Raw genomic sequence first — 17,590 nt, forward strand, 5'->3', positions numbered from 1 at the left:
GTCAAAATAATTATAAGATTCTGATTTTAAATATTGGAGGGAATTTTCATGGGAGTATACGTTCTAACAGTCTTTGAAAAAGATGGTTCAAAAGCATTAGACGAATCATTCGAGGCGGCAACTGAAAAAGAAGCGAAAGCAAAAGGTGAATCTATCTTACAAGAAAAAGGATTGTATGAAAAAACACATCGCTGTACATCTACTGCAGGTAAGCTCGTTTTATTCCAGCGCTAAAAAAAGAAGCGTCATCCGCTTCTTTTTCACTCTACTATATCTTCGTCACACCACGTAAACACCACATCTAGAATGCGATTACCGATACGTACGCGCTTATTCCATTTTCCTGTTTGGATCTGATGTTGCAATTCTGCTTTCATCTTTTCCGTCCAGTCGTGAATCGTTTCACTACCGTCGTACGGATATACGCTCGGAAACTCTTTCTGCATTAGATGCAAGCTCTCTGCATCAAAATGAAAATGGAAGAAGTAGTTTGCTGTAAGCGATGGTTCTTGCAATCGTAAAAAATGATCATCAATTTGCTTTCTATTTCGATAGAAAGTAAAGATATTCACTTTACCGCTAGTAATTTGGTCAATTTGAATTTCGTGCTTCTCTATAATCACGTCTTGTCCACCTCGTTGTATACTATCTTTAGTATATATGTCTTTTGCAACAAAGTTAACCATTTTCGCGCGAAATTCATTTCCTTCATTATATTACCTGTACCTCCATATGCAATCAGAATAAATAAAACAAAGTTGAAGGGGAGCGATTACATGTATTTCGGAAGCAAAGGTTGGTATGTAAAAGAACTTAAAAAATTAGGTATCCGTACTTATGAAGGTAAAAAACTAGAATCGTATCGTACGCATGTGTTGTCTAGTTTACTTGAGAGAATGAAGAAGGCTTCGGCTTAATAGAATAGCAAGAAGTAAACCTGAATATTGATAAATGATAAAAAGCACCTCCTTAATTTGCATACTAAGTATGCAAATTAAATGGAGGTGTTTTTATCAATCTCGCTTTTTCAGGGGCTCTTTAGTTTTCATAAAATATTTTTTGTTTCCGCTGAAACGGATAAGTTTTAATCTCAGCTGTATCTAAATTTTCATTGAATAAATGAATAGCTATAATTTGTCTACAATCGTAAGTATGGTAATAATATGTTCCAGACTCCATACACATTGCACTCGTATAGATGGTATTATCTAATGTTCCGTCTTCTGTTATTACTGCCCCTTTAGGGACCTCACAATTTGATAAGATATGAAAAATAGCAGATATCCCCTCTTCTTCGTTCTCTATACCTTGAATGTTTTGTTTTCCATATGCTGCCCGCACAAATCTTGATGGCGGGGTAAAATCTCCAGGAAGTCCCATCGTTCCTGAACCTTGGCCAAAAGCACTTAATGGTACATCTCCCCACTCCGTTGGCGCAAATGGCTGCGATTTAAGTCCAATATATTGTCTTAAATTTTGTAAATGCCAATTAAACTCCGGACTATTAGTCATCACTCCTAATGGATTGTCATACATTTTTAGTCCATCAGTTGTCGGCTCAAGTACAATACAATCTCCCCATTTATCTGCTAAAATCCAATGTAGCGGTGGGGTAATTCCTAAAACTGGTGATGGTATATCTATAAGGGAAATGTTATCAACAGATTTTTTTAACTCTTCAACAGAATTAAATTGCGTGAGGCTCCAAGCTACAAAATCAAATGGCGCTAAATTCGTTTTATGGTTATCTATACTGTTACTATAAGTAGCGAATCCCGGGAAATAGAGAGTGGCACACGTCATACCAGCTTCATTTACTCCGTCCGCCATAATGACCCTTCCTTCATGATTAATTCCCATTCCGACAACAGCCTTTTTCGCTCGGATAGTTTCACCAGTTATATTGTTCCACTGATAACGCCGAGGAATGATTATTACTTCCTGATTCATATCTAATGTGAAATCCATTGTTCTCGCAAAAAGATGTTGGAAATTTTTAGTTTGTAACGTCAAACTAGTACACATGAAGAAATCCCCCCATTTTATAGTTATATACACATTTTATAAGATTCTGATAAATACGTAAATTAAAAACCCTATTTATCACTAACAAAGTAACCACCCAAACTAAAAATGCTATAATAAATCCAATCAAACTAAGGGGGCAAATTACTTTGCTTGGAACATGCATTCAATTTCATAAGTTTGGCAATCCAAAAGACGTATTACAAATTGAATATAAAAATATAGAACCACTGAAAGATAATGAAGTTTTCGTCCGTATGCTAGTTAGACCGATTAATCCATCTGACTTAATTCCCATCACAGGAGCGTACGCTCATAGAATTCCTTTACCTAACATACCTGGCTATGAAGGTGTTGGTATTGTAGAAAATGTTGGCGCTTTTGTTTCTCGAGAGCTTATCGGTAAACGAGTGTTACCTTTACGCGGGGAAGGTACTTGGCAAGAATATGTGAAGACATCGGCTGATTTTGTAGTCCCTATTCCTGATTCCATTGATGATTTCACAGCTGCACAAATGTATATTAATCCCCTTACGGCGTGGGTTACTTGTACAGAAACGTTAAACTTACAGAGTAATGACGTTTTATTAGTGAATGCTTGTGGGTCCGCTATTGGGCATCTTTTTGCGCAGTTATCCCAAATTTTAAATTTCCGATTAATTGCCGTTACAAGAAATAATAAGCATACAGAAGAATTACTGCACCTTGGTGCTGCATATGTAATTGATACTTCCACTGCCCCGCTTTATGAAACTGTTATGACATTAACAAACGGGCTCGGTGCGGATGCTGCGATTGATTCTATCGGAGGACCGGATGGAAATGAATTAGCTTTTTCCTTACGTCCAAACGGGCATTTTTTAACGATCGGTCTTCTATCAGGAATACAAGTGAACTGGGCCGAGATTGTCACAAAAGCAAAAGTGCACGCAAACATATTTCATTTACGACATTGGAATAAAGAGGTATCACCATATAAATGGCAAGAAACGTTTCGTCACTTAATTCGCTTAGTAGAAAATGAGCAATTACGTTTTATGAAAGTCCATTCTACATATGACTTAGCGGATGTGAAAGCGGCAGTTGATGTTGTGCAGTCCGCTGAGAAAACGAAAGGGTAACTAACTGTTACGATTTATTTAACCAATTATAACGAAAGTTAATTAAATATATCAGTAAGCCCTGCTAGTCAAGTGATTGGCTAGTAGTGAGGGTTAACTGCGGGCAATCCCTAAAGCTGATTGAACTACAACGTGGCTAGAAATAGTGAGCGTGAATGTCGCGAAAGCAGAAAAAATCAATCAGATGGTGCAAGGTTAAATCCTAAACACTAGAACAATGGGTCTTCCGCCTCGAATCATCTAAGTCAAAAGTGATAAGATGAACGTTCAACGACTATCTCGTATAACTGACGAGAGTACATCACAAGCCTATGGTGGTGGAAAAATCCTCTATCTTTAATTAGATAAACATATAGTCTGCGCTCATGTGAAAACATGAGAAGTTCATAAGAGAACTGGCTAAGGAATTGCGCCCTTAGTTGAACGAGATAAATTTAATTAAATCTATCAAACCTCATTGAATATATCGAACGTATGTGCTATGGTGGATTCAATGAGGTAAGAATAATAATGAAATTTTTACGAGTTAGTCAAGTATCAGAATTAACAGGTTTGCATCCGAGTAGTCTCAGGAGAATGCTGGTGGAACACGCTACGATTCAGAAGAACAAATCTTTCATTAAAGGAGTTACATTCTGATGATATTGGCGAAGAAAGTTAGACTGATTCCAACGCCTGAACAAGAACAAGTGCTTAAAAAACATGCCGGTGCTGCAAGATTCGCTTATAACTATTGTAAAAGAATGAGTGATAGATACTATAAGCTAGTTGGAAAATCTGTTTCACAGTTAGCTTTACAGAAACGATTTACAAAGATCAAGAAGCGAAAGAGATATGAGTGGTTAAAAGACATTAATGCACAAGTTCCTAAACAGGCTTCAAAAGATTTTGATACGGCGAGAAAAAATACGTTCAAAAAGTACAAAAATGGTTCTCACACTTCTTATAAATCAAAAAAAGATTTGATCCAAGGATTTTATGCCAATTATGAAAGACTGAGTATAGGAAAAAAAGTCGTTCATATTCAGTCTATTAGAGAAGTGAAAACAAGCCAACAACTACCAAGAAATAAAAAACCATCCAATCCAAGAGTTACCTTTGATGGTCGTCACTGGTGGATTAGTGTGGGGTTCCAAGAAGACTTTGAATCACAAGAACTAACCAATGAGTCAATCGGTGTGGATGTTGGTTTAAAAGAGCTGTTTGTAGCTTCTAATGGTACGAAAGAACGAAATATAAACAAAGACGCCAAGGTTAAAAAACTTTTGAAAAGGAAAAAGTCAGCGCAAAGAGATATGTCTAGGAGATTTAAAAAAGGTGTGAAAATTCAATCTGCTGGATATGAAAAAGCGAAAGCTGAGCACCTGCGGTTATCTAGGAAAATTATGAATATCCGAAATAACCATATCCATCAAGCAACAGCTAAATTGGTGAAAACCAAACCAATGAGGATTGTTGTGGAAGACTTATCTATTTCAAACCTGTTAAAAAACAAAAAACTATCGAAAGCATTTTCATTTCAAAAATTACACTTCTTCTTTCAATGTTTGTCATACAAGTGCGAGAAGTACGGCATTGCGTATGTAAAAGCTGATAAATGGTTCGCTTCAAGCAAGATTTGCTCATGTTGCGGAGTAAAATACGACCATTCAGTTCAACCAGAAGGACAGTGGAGCTTAAAAATACGTGAGTGGTGTTGTGCTTCATGCAATAGCTATCACGATAGGGATGTAAATGCGTCGATAAATTTATCAAGATGGGTAAAATAAATGCTTGATAATAGGAGGTAACGATACTGCCTCGTGTGGAGTGTTATACCCCTCGTCCCTTCGGGGTTGCGAGAACACGATGAAGCACTAACTTGTGTAAATTTGATTGAATTGTATAGATTTAGTTAAGTTTATCGTATCGGAAAGTGTTTTTGACGAGTTATTAAATGCAAAAGAAGAAGTCTTTTGCATTTACCTTTTAAATAGACTAGATAGTACGTTTAGCAGTCTATAATTGTAATTTTTTGGTACAATTATATTGAAAGGTGAAAGGAGCTTCTAACATGTGGTTCATTTCGGCAATTTGGCCTATTATACTAGTCGGCGGAATTGTAGTATTTGTAATAAAAAGATTGGAACATAAATATAAGCACGGCAAATTGGGTAAGAAAAAATCAAATGAGGCTCAAATTTTATTAGACATTTTCATACCTATAGGAATGCTTGTCGGCTGTATAATTGGTTTGATTTTCGGCATGTTTTCCCCAGATTTCTCACTACTTTCAATTAGTTTAGGATCCGGAATAGGCTATTTATTTGGTTTTTTCGCCTATGAAATTTATAGCAAGACAGGAAACAATTTTTCCTAATCCAAAAGGAATAAGCGGGACAGTACATAGTAATCATATAAAATATGTAACTGTCCTTTATTTTTGCATCAATGTTATCACCTTACCTTTCGCCTACTATACACCTCTTTGATTGATTTTTCTCTCCTCCCCTTTTTGCATATCCGCTTTTTTATTTTCATTGGATCTATATCCAAAGTAAAGTAGCGCACATGTAATAACAGAACCTACAATGTATCCTAAAAAACATCCTAACCAAAACATAAAAATTGCCCCCAATCCATTATAAATTTTATGTAGTAGACATCTGTAAACCGTTCTCAGTACCTCCGTTTTTTATTACAGATTGGAAAATCCCCTTAACCATTCCATCCATGAACATTCTGTCTTCTCTATTTTGATTATTATCTATAAAGTTATTTATACCACTAATTCTTCCATTATCTCAAATAACAACTTTATTATTTATTATAAAGTTTGCACTCACGCTACATATATGTAGCATCACTGTCTCTTTTTCATTTTACCCTTGCAACTGGAGTTTACTTCTACAACTTAAAAACAAAAAACCCCCTCAAAGCATAAACTTCAAGGGGTAAGCCTGTTTTTTATTTACTTATATACGTACAGCTGTACCACTTACAGCAACCATTAACATTCCATCACGAACAACTTCGTAATCTACGTCAACACCAACGATAGCGTTCGCACCTTTTTGTTTTGCAAGTTCTTTCATTTCGTCCATCGCAATATCACGAGCTTCTTTTAGCTTACTTTCATAAGAACCAGCACGACCACCGACAACATCACGAACAGAAGCGAATAAATCGCGGACAATATTTGCACCCATAATAGCTTCACCATTTACAATATCGATATACTCAATAATTTCTTTACCTTGAATTCCAGACGTTGTTGTTACAATCATGACTGACACTCTCCTATAAATTATAATTTTTGATTAGCTTTCTTATGTCTTTATTATGACATGGAAAAAGTAACTAATCTATTGAATTACCTTACAGGAGTGTGACAATTTTGTAATAATAAAACGCGCTTTATGTTTCATTTTAATAAAGCGCTTTAATATTGGGATACATAAACGAGTCTCTATTTTCTTTCCAATCCTTTTCTACTTCTTTAAAAGTTGGTCGCCCTAATTCTTTATTATTTTCATGTTTACTAAACCATTTTTTCACATACCGATCTCCATTTTTACTTTGAACTGTGCAAAGGAAACTATTACTACTATCCTTTAATATTTTTACAATCACGAATAGACACCTCTTCCCTTCTCAATATCATAATAGGACTTGATCTTTTACTATAAGCCCTTCCTCTCTTATAGTCATACGACTCCTCGGCCGCGCCAAAGTTGTAAGATCAAAAACGATATTCACTTTGTTTACATTTTATTTAAAGAAATCAGAGTTATAGGCATTATGCTTATCAAATATTTTATAGATTTCTAACTTATCATCTAATTTTGCATCTACTAAAATTAATATATTTCCATCGTAAATATATTCTTCATACTTTTTAGCATGGTCTTCAGGGATTCCTAAGCCGATAAATGCTCCTATTAAACTTCCAGCTCCTCCGCCAATACCAGCTCCTCCAATAGCTGCTGCGATTGGTCCTGCTGCTACAATTGGACCCATTCCAGAAACGGCAAGTATACCAAGACCTGTTAATAAACCACCGAGCCCGCCTGCTACTCCTCCAGCCACAAGCCCTGTCGCTGAAAAGATATCTGCTTTATGTGCAGTTTCGCTATTCACTTTTTCACCCGATTTTTCTTCTAGATGTTCAATTTCCTTTTGATCTTTCGCAATAGCTGAAATGTTATCTGCTGAATATCCTTTATCATTTAATTCATTAATAACGAGTGCCGCATCATCAATTGTTCTAAAAACACCTACTATTTTTCTATCTACATTCATAACTATTAACCTCCTAAAGTTTTATATAATGTATTTTTATTTTTCTTCATTTCTGTATACACTAATTTTCTTATTAACATAACCATTTATGAAAAAAGCGAATAGTAAAAGCACTACAAGTGAACTACTTAACAAGTAAATTAAATCAAATGTAATATTAATCATCATTTCATTCATGTATACCAGGCTCCTTTTTATTTAAAGTAAAAGTATATTTTGATAGACTAATCTACTAAACATAGACATCCTACAATTCATCTTCAGTCAATCTCTTTGTAGTATATGTATACCCTTCCTAACCTTTTCTAAACGTAAAAAACTATAATTATATTTTTTCTTATTTATATGTTTAACATTTTTTAAAACGGGTATGTTTATATTGTTATGCTTACTATATGGAAAGGAATATTACGATGAACGCCATTCACTCTACTACTATTTCTTATAATGAAACACCTACAATAACTCAAATTCATCATTTTTATGCTTTAATGACAACATTTCAAACGAATGTATTTATAAGTAAACACGGAACACTTACTTCTATTAAAAACTTAAGCACTCTAGTATCCTTTTTCCTTACTGTAAAAAAGAGAGATCTTGTATTATTTATTTTTGAAGGAATAGATGCAAAAAGAGCTTTAAGAACACTCTTCCCTTCTTAAAAGTTTTGTTATCCCCTATTCCCTCGATTGTTACTTTTCATATATAGTTTTATATTTCAAAATGATTTCCTCTATTAAAAAAGAACCCCCTAATACAATAGGGGGATTTCTAGTTTAGCCTTATGAAAACTGATATAATATATATTACGTTTTTCATTCTTTAAAATAGAAAAGTTTTAATAACCTTGAAGGTAGGAATTTTTAATGAACTCGAAAGCAAAATTTAGTATTCGCTACAAAATTATGGCTGGTTATTTAGTTATCATTTTGTTCTTACTTGTTTCTTTCATTATGTTGAACAATGAGATTTCTAATTTACAAAAATCTCGTAATTTTATTATTGATCACGATTTTAAAGTTCTCAATTTAACAAATCAAGTGGAGAAAGATTTACTAACAATTGAAAATAAAGCGAAAGGGTTTATCATTTCTAATAATCCAAATTACGTACAATCTCTTAATTCTGCGGAAAAGGATTACGAAAAGCATTATCAAGATCTTTTCTCATTATTAGAGGATAACCCATCTCAGCAAGAAAAATTAAAACAGATTAACGAAAATATTATTAGTTGGATAAATAAAGAGATTCACCCGTTAATTGCAAATCATAATAGTAATAATGTACAAACAATCGACACGACTCAAATTCAGTCATTACAGTCACAGGTAACTAACTTCCGTAGCACTGAGGAGCAATTAACGAAAAAAAGAGCAGCACAATTAGATACTGAAAATAATAAATTAGAGATTTGGTTATACAGTTTATTGTTCTTACTTTCTTGTATTTCTATTATCATTTCACTCTATATTTCGAATTCCATTACAAAAACGATTAAAAATGTAATTCAAGCTATTAAATCCATTTCTTCTAAAGAAAAAATCACGGAAAGAATTCATGTAAACACACGTGATGAAATAAAAGATCTTGCTCATACAACGAATCACCTACTAGACGAAATATCGAAAAGAGAGTGGTTACAAACGGAGCTTGCAGAATTAATTTTAATGTATCAAGGTGTATCTTCTATTGAGATGTTAGGTAAAAAAATTCTTAGTGGAATTATACAAAAAACGCAAACTTCTTGCGGTGCATTTTATGTACGTGAAGAATATGAAGAAACTGTCTACTATGTGAAAAAAGCTTCTTTCGCCGATCAAGGTGCTGATATTGGGAAACAATCCATTCAAATGGGTGAAGGTTTCATTGGACAGTCTGCCTTAGAAAAGAAAAGTTTTATTCTCAGGGATATACCCGAAGAGTTTCGTTATGTCACTAGCGGAGTATTAGAAATACGTCCTAAAAATCTATTAATCATCCCTATCTTATTTGAGGATGAAGTAATCGCAGTAATGGAGTTAGTAAGTGTAACTGAGATTTCAGATTTACATCAAGATTTAATTCAACAAACCGTTGATAATCTAGGTTTAACAATCCATAGCATTATGGGACGTATGCGAATTCAAACTCTTTTACATGAATCACAAGCAATGACAGAAGAGTTACAAGTTCAATCAGAAGAATTGCAAACGCAAGCGGAAGAACTACAAATGCAAGCAGAAGAATTACGAACAACGAATGAACAATTAGAGTCTAGAACTGAAGAGGCTGAGCAGAAGACAGCTGACTTACAAATTACTAAATCAGAATTAGAAGAAAAAGCAAGCGAGTTGTTACGCAGCTCAAAATACAAATCTGAGTTCCTAGCAAATATGTCACATGAATTACGCACACCGTTAAATAGTATTTTACTATTATCTGAAATGTTAAGAGAAAATCATGATAACAATTTATCCGACGATGAGATTGAATTAGCAACTGTCATTCATTCATCAGGGAAAGACTTACTTACTTTAATTAATGACATACTCGATTTATCTAAAGTAGAAGCAGGCAAACTAGACATCATTTTTGAAGCAACGAACATAAGTGACATGGCAGCCAATATGCATCAAAACTTTTTACATATAGCTGCACAAAAAAATGTCGAATTTACTATTGAAGACAGTGATACGATTCCTGATCTGTTTTATACAGATGCAAAACGGATTGAGCAAATTATTAAAAACTTATTATCCAATGCATTTAAATTTACAGAAAAAGGATCCGTTTCTTTACATTTCGATTCGATAGAAACAAGTAATTTAAGTCATGATATGCAGTCTATAAGTAAAGATTGGATTACAATTTCAGTAAAAGATACTGGTATTGGTATCGCTAAAGAACAGCATCAACTTATTTTCGAAGCCTTTCAACAGGCAGATGGCGCAACGATTCGGAAGTATGGTGGTACAGGATTAGGTTTATCTATTTGTAAAGAGTTTGCTAGATTGTTAGGTGGTTGGATTACGTTAGAGAGTAATGTAGGAGAAGGTAGTACTTTCACTGTATATATTCCTAACCTGCCAAATGGATTACATGATATACAGTTATCCAATTTAGAAGTCGCAGCAACGATAGAAGATGTTATTCCTGCTGAAGTTGTTGAAGAAACTATCGTTACTCCCGAAACAAATAACGTCTTCCAAGAGAAAACCATTTTAATTGTCGATGATGATCATCGAAATATATTTGCGTTACAAAACGCATTAAAAAAACAAAATGCCAACATTATTACTGCCCAAAACGGCTTAGAGTGTTTAGAAATACTAAAAAGTAATACAAATATTGACCTTATTTTAATGGATATTATGATGCCTAATATGGACGGTTATGAAACGATGGAAAATATCCGAATGAACTTAGGGTTAAATGAAATACCTATTATCGCATTAACTGCTAAAGCAATGCCAAATGATAAGGAAAAATGTTTATCTGCTGGCGCTTCAGATTATATAAGTAAACCATTAAATCTACATCAACTCTATTCGGTAATGAGTGTATGGTTAATAAAATAAGTGAGGTTTAGTTGGAGTGGAAAATAAGTATTATAATTTTGATCCATCAGTAGATACGGATGAGCGCACGAACTTAGAAATTGAATTACTATTGGAAGCGGTATTTAAACTATCAGGATTTGATTTTCGCCAATATGCTCGCACATCTATTTATAGAAGAATTTGTAATAGAATGCAGCTCTCTAATATCCCTACCATTTCAAAATTAATTGAAAAAGTAATTCACGAGGAAGGGGTTTTAGAACAGTTATTAAATGATTTCTCGATTAATGTAACTGAGATGTTCCGTAACCCTGCCTTTTTTAAAGCGCTTAGAGAGCATGTTATTCCTGAATTAAAAAAGCAACCTGAAATTAGAATTTGGCATGCTGGATGCGCAACTGGTGAAGAAGTATTATCAATGTCCATCTTACTTCACGAAGAAGGATTAAGTGAAAAGTCGGTTATTTACGCAACAGATATGAATACAAATGTGTTAGAAAAAGCAAAACAAGCTATCCTCCCGTTAAATAAAATGCAAACTTATACGAAAAATTATTTACAAGCTGGCGGTACACAAGCATTTTCTAACTATTATTCAACAGATAATCGTTTTGCTTATTTTAATCCATCACTTTTACAAAACATTATTTTTGCACAGCATAATTTAGTAACCGATCAATCTTTTAACGAGTTTCATATTATACTTTGTCGTAACGTTTTAATTTACTTTACAAGTAAACTTCAAAATCAAGTGCAGCAACTATTTTATGAAAGCTTAGGTCACAATGGTTTTCTATGTTTAGGAAATAAAGAAACTCTTCGTTTTTCAAATATAATGCCGCATTATACCCAATTTAATCCTAGCGAACAAATTTATCAAAAAATACAATAAAAAGCGTATGAAATCCTCTGTTTGGATTTCATACGCTTTTTATTTCGCATTCGTTTGTATCATAATTAGACACATATCATCTGATTGCGCTTTCTTTTGTTCTTCCTTGTAAAACCCTTCTATCTCGCCTTCTAAATCTCCCCATTTTCTTTCTGTAAAAGTACGTAATTTCTCTTCAGCCTCAAATTCATCATTTGCAATTGCTTCAAGAACACCATCTGTAAACAATACGATTTGAGCGTTCTTCTCAAAAGGTATAACTGTCTTTTTAACTTTTATTTCATCAAAAAATCCTACCGCACAACTCCCGCGATTTAGTTCAACCATATTTGTTTCATCAACTAAAACGTATCCAGAAGGATGCCCTGCATTTACATATTCAATCGTTCTCTTTTCTGTATCTACTACTAAATATATCGCTGTAAAATAATATGGAATATCGTCATTCTCATTATGTAAAAGAGTCATATATTTATTTAAGTCTTTAATGACAAGTTCTGGATCGATTAAAGATTTAATCGTTTCACGTAATACAGACGAAATAAACATACAAACTAATGAAGCAGATATACCATGTCCCATCACGTCTAATAATATAATACCGTAGCGGTTTTCATCGATTTTATACCAATAATACATATCTCCAGCTAATTTAAATGAAGGTAAGTAACTTGCTTCAATTTTTATATAATCTTCTCTTAATGGGGTACTTAATAAGTTTCTTTGTACTTGCGTAGCTAAATCTAGTTCATTCCGAAGATTTTCTTCTTGTTCTTTATGCCAATTTAATTCCGATTTCAAGCGTAACGCTACACGCATACGTGCTAATAGTTCAACTTTATTTATAGGTTTCGTAATATAATCCATTGCCCCCATATCAAGAGCTTCGGCCAATTTATTGGCATCCTCTAAAGCTGTAACAAAAATAATAGGAATATCTTTAAACTGCTCCTCTTTTTGTAATCGCCTACAAACTTCAAGTCCATCAATTTCAGGCATCATAATATCTAATAAGATTAAATCAATTTCATTATACCTGGAAGAATCTTCTCCAAATTGAATATATTCGAAAAGCTCTTGTGCAGAATTCAGCGATACAAGATCCTGATATCCGGCTTGTTTTAAAATTTTTTCAATTACAAAGATGTTAACCGGATTATCATCGACAATTAAAATGGACACAAGTTATTTCCCCTTTTCTTATTTAAAATGTAAATCTATTATCATTTTCTATTTTTCTAGTATTGCATACTCAGTTACAAAATGAAAATTTCCTACTCTAACATAATTTTTATACAGCAAAAGAACAAACCCCCAGAAATGAGAGTTTGTTCTTTCATTCTATAAATTTCCACTATTAATTTAACACCATTGCTTTGTCATTTAAAAGACGATCTAATTCTTCCATATGATTTGTTTCATCTGCAATCATATCTTCTAACTTTACAACTAACTCTGTCATATTTAATTTCGCTGCCTGTTCTTTTCTCGTTTCATAACGCTTTATTGTCTCATATTCTGATTGTCTAGCCGACTCTAACATTTCTCTAACATCTTCTACTTGTTTCACTGGTAAAGGGATTGTAGTAGGTGTACCACCTAACGTCTTAATTTTCTCCGCTAAATATAGGGCATGTCCTTGTTCATCACTAATTTCAGATTCAAAGAAAGGTTTTAACACTGGTCTATATATACCAGAAACTGTAGCTGCATTATGGTTATACATAATAATTGCTGAGTATTCTCCTGCTAAATCTTCATTCAATCCTTCGATTAGTTCTTTCACATCGTGTGACATTTTTATATCTCCTCCTATATTTAATAACTACCCCTTTTCTCATGTTTTAAACATAATGATTTTAAATTTTTATGTATCTAAAAATGCTGCTTGCTTCAATTTACTTATCGCTTGTCTTTTAATACGAGAAACGTGCATTTGTGAAATACCTAACCGTTCCCCTGTATCTTTTTGATTTAAATTTTCTCCAAATATATAATGAATAACACTCTTTTCTGTGTCATTTAATACGTTGAAAATATCCTTTAAAACGAGACGCCTTTCTGTCTCTTCATATCCTTGCTCTACTTCACCTACAGATTCAATCCTCGCTACCGAACTGCCATCAGATGAATTTTCAACTACATCATCTAAGGAAGATACGCGATAATTATTTTTCGCATCCATAATTTCTAGCACTTCCTCTTCGGATAGTCCTAAATGATCTGCAATCTCTATAATCTTCGGTGAACGCTGGAAACGATCTGTTAGCTCCTCTATCGCAAGTTTAATCTTCCCGCCTAAATCTTTAATTCGCCTTGGAACGTGAATACCCCAAGTTTTATCACGTAAATATTTCTTTATTTCGCCTACTATTGTAGGTATTGCAAACGGCTCAAAAGCATTCCCTATCGAATAATCATACCTTCTTATTGCACCTAAGAGCCCTAACATTCCTACTTGTATAATATCTTCATGCATCGGCCCACCTTTTGAATAGCGATATGCAATGGAGTATACAAGATTTTTATAGTGATTAACCAATCTTTCCTGTGCTTCATCACATTGGTTTTGTTGGAAGTCTGCAATTAGTTTAATAACGTCTTCTTTAGTAAGATTTGTAGGTTGAGATTGGATTTCCATCATTCTCCACCTGCTCTCTTTGTATATATTTTGTCATTAAAACTGTCATGCCCTCATCATGCATAATTTGTATATCATCCATTAACGTATTGATTAAATATAAACCTAAACCATTTTCTGGCAAATGTTCTACTGGTTTATTAATATCATACGGACCAACTTTACTTTTTAAGCTATTAAAATCAAAGCTAACTCCATTATCCGCAGCCATAATTTCTAATCGATCTTCATATAAGCCAAAGACAATTGTAATTTCTCCAACGTCTTCTTTATATGCATGTTGTACAATGTTTGTACAAGCTTCACTAATAGCAATTTTCATATCTTCTATATCGTCATAAGCAAAGCCCATTCGATTCGCAACACCAGCCATTGTTAAACGAATAATAGCCACATATTCTGCTTTTGCAGGAATTTTCATTTCTATCTTTTCAAATCTCTCCATCATCCCTAGTCACCTTCTTTCTACTTTTTCAAAATCGGAATTCAAATTTAATATTTCTGTTAGCCCTGTAATATCAAATAATCTTTTTAGCCTTTTAGACACACCAGTAAACTCTAGCTTCCCATCATTTTTCTTAACTGCTTTTAATAAAGCTATAAAAACTCCTAAGCCTGTACTATCCATATAATCTACGTTATGAAAATCTACTACAATATGAACCTCTTTTTCGCTTGTAATAGGCATTACCTTATTTTTTAAATCTGATGCCGTATACGCATCAATCTCACCATTAAGTTGTACCGTATAACCTACATCATTTTGCAAAATATTTATTGCCAAATTCATCATTTCCGCCCCCTTATCTCGAACTTTTACTATTTAATTACCCATAAAAATTAGTTTTAAACATATTTTTTTATTTTCATTATAAATAAATTTTCTACACCTTTCTCGGCTTAACACTTAAATCGTACTAATAAATGTTTAAAACTTATAATTTTGTGTATGTATAATGTATAAACATTATTTTTAGGGGGATCTATCTATGGAAGAGCACAACTTTAAAAAGGGAGATTTCGTTCAATTTTCTTATCGACACGATCATGCTACAAAATTAGTTGGTTCCATTATTAACATACTAACGAATACAATTGTAGTTGATATAAGTAATAGCGAGGACTTATCTCATATAGAACCAAGGCAAGTCGTAAGAATAAATAATTGTAAAAAGGTAACGATGGCTTAATACATAATAGAAAGTGTAATGTTAATGAGTGGGGGGTTCTTCATCCTCCACTCATTCCTATGTAAAATACATAAAAAAGCATCCAAATTAGTTTAATTGAATGCTTTTTTATGTATTTTTATCAGTTCATTAACTTTATAACTATATATAATAAACTTAAGATTACTATTTATTATCATACTTACGCTTTGCGCAGCATTCTAGAGAAGAATGTAACGATTAAAATAAAGACGATTGCACCTAATAACGCTGGAAGAACAAAAATGCCTCCCCATTCAGGACCCCAATGACCAAATAACGCACTACCTACCCAAGATCCGATTAATCCGGCAATCACGTTACCAACTATACCTAACGGAAAGTCTTTTCCTGTAATCATTCCAGCTAACGCACCAATAAGTCCACCTACAATACACGTAATAATAAGTCCCACAATTAAACCTCCTATATTCGTTTTATATTGAATTCATCAAGCTTTAGTATGTAACTAAAGCTTAATGAACATATATTATTCTTTATTATCCAATTCATTACTTATCTTTTGTTTCACTTTTCCGACTTTTTCTTTTATCGTTCCCTTCGTTTTTTCCCACTTACCTTCATTTTTCAACTCTCTATCTTCTGTAACTTCACCAATTCCTTCTTTTACTTGTCCTTTTTTCTTTTCAACTTTACCTTTAACTTGTTCTTTTAGTCCGTTCTCACTCATATTTACAATCTCCTTTTCGTAATAGATTTATAGATTTAAAGGACACAAATTTAAATAGAATACATGCATCTTCTTTCTTGTAACCATTCACCGACTCTTTCTAAATCCTTAACGAATAACAAGATTTTCCCTTCATCCAGTTTTTCTTCATAAAAGTTCGCTTCTTCCTCATTAAGCCCTAACTCTTGCATTTTATTTCTTAACTGATCTCCTGTTTTTTGAAAGACGTTAATAATGCTTGTCCCAAGTCCCTCCTCTTTTATCCCAATTGTATTCACGTCTGCATTGTCCGCAATTCTATCTGTCCTATCTTTCTCATGCGTTAATACGTAAATATCTTTTTGGTCTATTCCTTTTTTCACGAGATCATTCGCCGCATTCATGACCTCTTTCTCCGTAATAAATTCATATACAAAAGGTTTACTATACTTCGTTTCCATCTTTAACTTCCTCCTTTAAAATGAATTATTTGTTATATTATATGTAGTACACCCATTTTCGAAATGTTAAACATAAAATATGAAAAAAGTTATGTGAATTTTGATTTTAATAGAGAATGAACATCATCATTTACCACTTTAAAACATCTTCTCCTTACAATAACTACCTAAATTAACAGAAAATTGTTATAATTAAACTTAAGGAGGGATACTATGAAAAAAATCATATCTATATGCGCTCTAACCGCTTTATCTTTCACTTTAATAGGTTGTACAAGTACCTCGGCTACAGATAAAGCTTCACAAGTTAAGCAAGAACATAAACAAAATACCTTTCAATTAAATTCTGCTAATATTACAGACATTGAAATACTGAAAACAACAAATCATACTACTTCCAAATCTCAAACAGACAACGAAAAAATGATACAATCTATCGTTTCAGCAGTCCAAAAAGGCACTCCTAAACAAATCACACTAGATCAAAAAAAGAGAGAATCTGCACATTCTACTATTACTGTTACATATAAAGATGACTCAAAAGAAGAATTTCTTGTGTGGGCTGATAATAAGGAGCAAATTTCGATTGCTAAAGATGAGAAGAAAGATAAGGTAGAAGGTGTGATAGTGAATATTAAAGATGCTAAAATAATGAAGGATTTCTTTTAAAATTCTAATTAACGTTAAAAAAAAGTAGGATTACATCCTACTCTTTTTTTAATCATGCTCAATAAATAGACCTTTATAAA

The 17,590-nt window shown here is 33.2% G+C and carries 25 protein-coding genes; 10 read left to right on the plus strand and 15 right to left on the minus strand.

Going from position 1 to position 17,590, the window contains the following annotated elements; translation table 11 throughout:
* Positions 1 to 48: 48 nt before the first annotated feature.
* Positions 49 to 234, plus strand: a complete 186-nt coding sequence (locus ACUN13_RS10275; RefSeq protein WP_000539552.1) for a YhzD family protein — start codon at positions 49 to 51, stop codon at positions 232 to 234.
* A 26-nt stretch (positions 235 to 260) separates the two neighbouring features.
* Here ACUN13_RS10275 and ACUN13_RS10280 read toward each other — a convergent pair whose 3' ends face one another.
* Positions 261 to 623 (minus strand): hypothetical protein, encoded by a 363-nt coding sequence (locus ACUN13_RS10280; RefSeq protein WP_141558804.1) that lies wholly within the window; start codon positions 621 to 623, stop codon positions 261 to 263.
* A 153-nt stretch (positions 624 to 776) separates the two neighbouring features.
* Between ACUN13_RS10280 and ACUN13_RS10285 the strand changes: the two genes are divergently transcribed.
* Positions 777 to 917 (plus strand): YflJ family protein, encoded by a 141-nt coding sequence (locus ACUN13_RS10285; RefSeq protein WP_000273536.1) that lies wholly within the window; start codon positions 777 to 779, stop codon positions 915 to 917.
* Between the two features lie 121 nt (positions 918 to 1,038).
* Here the strand turns inward: ACUN13_RS10285 and ACUN13_RS10290 are convergent, their stop codons facing one another.
* Positions 1,039 to 2,025 (minus strand): choloylglycine hydrolase family protein, encoded by a 987-nt coding sequence (locus ACUN13_RS10290; RefSeq protein ID WP_257115902.1) that lies wholly within the window; start codon positions 2,023 to 2,025, stop codon positions 1,039 to 1,041.
* Positions 2,026 to 2,174: 149 nt separating this feature from the next.
* On the opposite strand from ACUN13_RS10290, the gene ACUN13_RS10295 reads away from it, so the two are divergent.
* The 3 genes from ACUN13_RS10295 to ACUN13_RS10305 all read left to right on the plus strand — a co-directional run bounded on the left by ACUN13_RS10295 (position 2,175) and on the right by ACUN13_RS10305 (position 5,505).
* Positions 2,175 to 3,146 (plus strand): zinc-dependent alcohol dehydrogenase family protein, encoded by a 972-nt coding sequence (locus ACUN13_RS10295; protein WP_257115901.1) that lies wholly within the window; start codon positions 2,175 to 2,177, stop codon positions 3,144 to 3,146.
* Between the two features lie 638 nt (positions 3,147 to 3,784).
* On the plus strand, positions 3,785 to 4,915 hold the full coding sequence (locus ACUN13_RS10300) for an RNA-guided endonuclease InsQ/TnpB family protein (RefSeq protein ID WP_257115900.1): 1,131 nt from the start codon (positions 3,785 to 3,787) through the stop codon (positions 4,913 to 4,915).
* A 284-nt stretch (positions 4,916 to 5,199) separates the two neighbouring features.
* Positions 5,200 to 5,505, plus strand: a complete 306-nt coding sequence (locus tag ACUN13_RS10305) for a hypothetical protein (RefSeq protein ID WP_114159516.1) — start codon at positions 5,200 to 5,202, stop codon at positions 5,503 to 5,505.
* Positions 5,506 to 5,601: 96 nt separating this feature from the next.
* Here ACUN13_RS10305 and ACUN13_RS10310 read toward each other — a convergent pair whose 3' ends face one another.
* From ACUN13_RS10310 to ACUN13_RS10330, 5 genes are all read right to left on the minus strand, one after another.
* Complete coding sequence (locus tag ACUN13_RS10310; RefSeq protein WP_257115899.1) at positions 5,602 to 5,748, minus strand: hypothetical protein; 147 nt, start codon at positions 5,746 to 5,748, stop codon at positions 5,602 to 5,604.
* Between the two features lie 352 nt (positions 5,749 to 6,100).
* Entirely contained in the window at positions 6,101 to 6,412 is a 312-nt protein-coding gene (locus ACUN13_RS10315; RefSeq protein WP_000637511.1) for a YbjQ family protein, read from the minus strand.
* A gap of 142 nt (positions 6,413 to 6,554) precedes the next feature.
* Entirely contained in the window at positions 6,555 to 6,758 is a 204-nt protein-coding gene (locus ACUN13_RS10320; protein ID WP_098283705.1) for a DUF4028 family protein, read from the minus strand.
* A 138-nt stretch (positions 6,759 to 6,896) separates the two neighbouring features.
* Complete coding sequence (locus ACUN13_RS10325) at positions 6,897 to 7,427, minus strand: general stress protein (protein WP_001100090.1); 531 nt, start codon at positions 7,425 to 7,427, stop codon at positions 6,897 to 6,899.
* Between the two features lie 36 nt (positions 7,428 to 7,463).
* Positions 7,464 to 7,604 carry a hypothetical protein gene (locus ACUN13_RS10330; RefSeq protein ID WP_001004570.1) on the minus strand — a complete coding sequence of 47 codons (141 nt, stop codon included), beginning with the start codon at positions 7,602 to 7,604 and terminating at the stop codon, positions 7,464 to 7,466.
* A gap of 236 nt (positions 7,605 to 7,840) precedes the next feature.
* Here ACUN13_RS10330 and ACUN13_RS10335 point away from each other — a divergent pair, with 236 nt between their 5' ends.
* The 3 genes from ACUN13_RS10335 (at position 7,841) to ACUN13_RS10345 (ending at position 11,861) form a co-directional block, all read left to right on the plus strand.
* Positions 7,841 to 8,092, plus strand: a complete 252-nt coding sequence (locus ACUN13_RS10335; RefSeq protein WP_000991357.1) for a hypothetical protein — start codon at positions 7,841 to 7,843, stop codon at positions 8,090 to 8,092.
* A gap of 204 nt (positions 8,093 to 8,296) precedes the next feature.
* Positions 8,297 to 10,987: an ATP-binding protein gene (locus tag ACUN13_RS10340; protein ID WP_257115898.1), complete on the plus strand. Its 2,691-nt coding sequence runs from the start codon at positions 8,297 to 8,299 to the stop codon at positions 10,985 to 10,987.
* Between the two features lie 16 nt (positions 10,988 to 11,003).
* Positions 11,004 to 11,861 (plus strand): CheR family methyltransferase, encoded by an 858-nt coding sequence (locus tag ACUN13_RS10345; protein ID WP_000429042.1) that lies wholly within the window; start codon positions 11,004 to 11,006, stop codon positions 11,859 to 11,861.
* A gap of 39 nt (positions 11,862 to 11,900) precedes the next feature.
* Here the strand turns inward: ACUN13_RS10345 and ACUN13_RS10350 are convergent, their stop codons facing one another.
* The 5 genes from ACUN13_RS10350 to ACUN13_RS10370 all read right to left on the minus strand — a co-directional run bounded on the left by ACUN13_RS10350 (position 11,901) and on the right by ACUN13_RS10370 (position 15,295).
* Positions 11,901 to 13,043: a fused response regulator/phosphatase gene (locus ACUN13_RS10350; RefSeq protein ID WP_257115896.1), complete on the minus strand. Its 1,143-nt coding sequence runs from the start codon at positions 13,041 to 13,043 to the stop codon at positions 11,901 to 11,903.
* Positions 13,044 to 13,218: 175 nt separating this feature from the next.
* Positions 13,219 to 13,659: a ferritin-like domain-containing protein gene (locus ACUN13_RS10355; RefSeq protein ID WP_257115895.1), complete on the minus strand. Its 441-nt coding sequence runs from the start codon at positions 13,657 to 13,659 to the stop codon at positions 13,219 to 13,221.
* A gap of 69 nt (positions 13,660 to 13,728) precedes the next feature.
* The gene (gene sigB / locus ACUN13_RS10360) at positions 13,729 to 14,505 is read right to left on the minus strand and encodes an RNA polymerase sigma factor SigB (RefSeq protein WP_002093898.1); all 777 of its coding nucleotides are present in this window, start codon (positions 14,503 to 14,505) and stop codon (positions 13,729 to 13,731) included.
* Positions 14,468 to 14,950, minus strand: a complete 483-nt coding sequence (gene rsbW / locus ACUN13_RS10365; protein WP_000970580.1) for an anti-sigma B factor RsbW — start codon at positions 14,948 to 14,950, stop codon at positions 14,468 to 14,470. Before rsbW ends, sigB begins: the two co-directional genes overlap by 38 nt.
* A gap of 6 nt (positions 14,951 to 14,956) precedes the next feature.
* Complete coding sequence (locus tag ACUN13_RS10370) at positions 14,957 to 15,295, minus strand: STAS domain-containing protein (protein ID WP_002060869.1); 339 nt, start codon at positions 15,293 to 15,295, stop codon at positions 14,957 to 14,959.
* 196 nt (positions 15,296 to 15,491) lie between these two features.
* Between ACUN13_RS10370 and ACUN13_RS10375 the strand changes: the two genes are divergently transcribed.
* Positions 15,492 to 15,692, plus strand: coding sequence for a hypothetical protein (locus ACUN13_RS10375; RefSeq protein WP_000391011.1), 201 nt, complete (start codon positions 15,492 to 15,494; stop codon positions 15,690 to 15,692).
* Positions 15,693 to 15,873: 181 nt separating this feature from the next.
* Here the strand turns inward: ACUN13_RS10375 and ACUN13_RS10380 are convergent, their stop codons facing one another.
* From ACUN13_RS10380 to ACUN13_RS10390, 3 genes are all read right to left on the minus strand, one after another.
* Positions 15,874 to 16,125: a GlsB/YeaQ/YmgE family stress response membrane protein gene (locus ACUN13_RS10380; RefSeq protein ID WP_000522903.1), complete on the minus strand. Its 252-nt coding sequence runs from the start codon at positions 16,123 to 16,125 to the stop codon at positions 15,874 to 15,876.
* A gap of 75 nt (positions 16,126 to 16,200) precedes the next feature.
* On the minus strand, positions 16,201 to 16,401 hold the full coding sequence (locus tag ACUN13_RS10385) for a CsbD family protein (RefSeq protein ID WP_342761682.1): 201 nt from the start codon (positions 16,399 to 16,401) through the stop codon (positions 16,201 to 16,203).
* 50 nt (positions 16,402 to 16,451) lie between these two features.
* Positions 16,452 to 16,841 carry a general stress protein gene (locus tag ACUN13_RS10390; RefSeq protein WP_000448802.1) on the minus strand — a complete coding sequence of 130 codons (390 nt, stop codon included), beginning with the start codon at positions 16,839 to 16,841 and terminating at the stop codon, positions 16,452 to 16,454.
* A 213-nt stretch (positions 16,842 to 17,054) separates the two neighbouring features.
* Between ACUN13_RS10390 and ACUN13_RS10395 the strand changes: the two genes are divergently transcribed.
* Complete coding sequence (locus tag ACUN13_RS10395; protein WP_000720857.1) at positions 17,055 to 17,510, plus strand: hypothetical protein; 456 nt, start codon at positions 17,055 to 17,057, stop codon at positions 17,508 to 17,510.
* Positions 17,511 to 17,590: the final 80 nt, after the last annotated feature.

The organism is Bacillus cereus group sp. Bce041, from assembly GCF_052646455.1.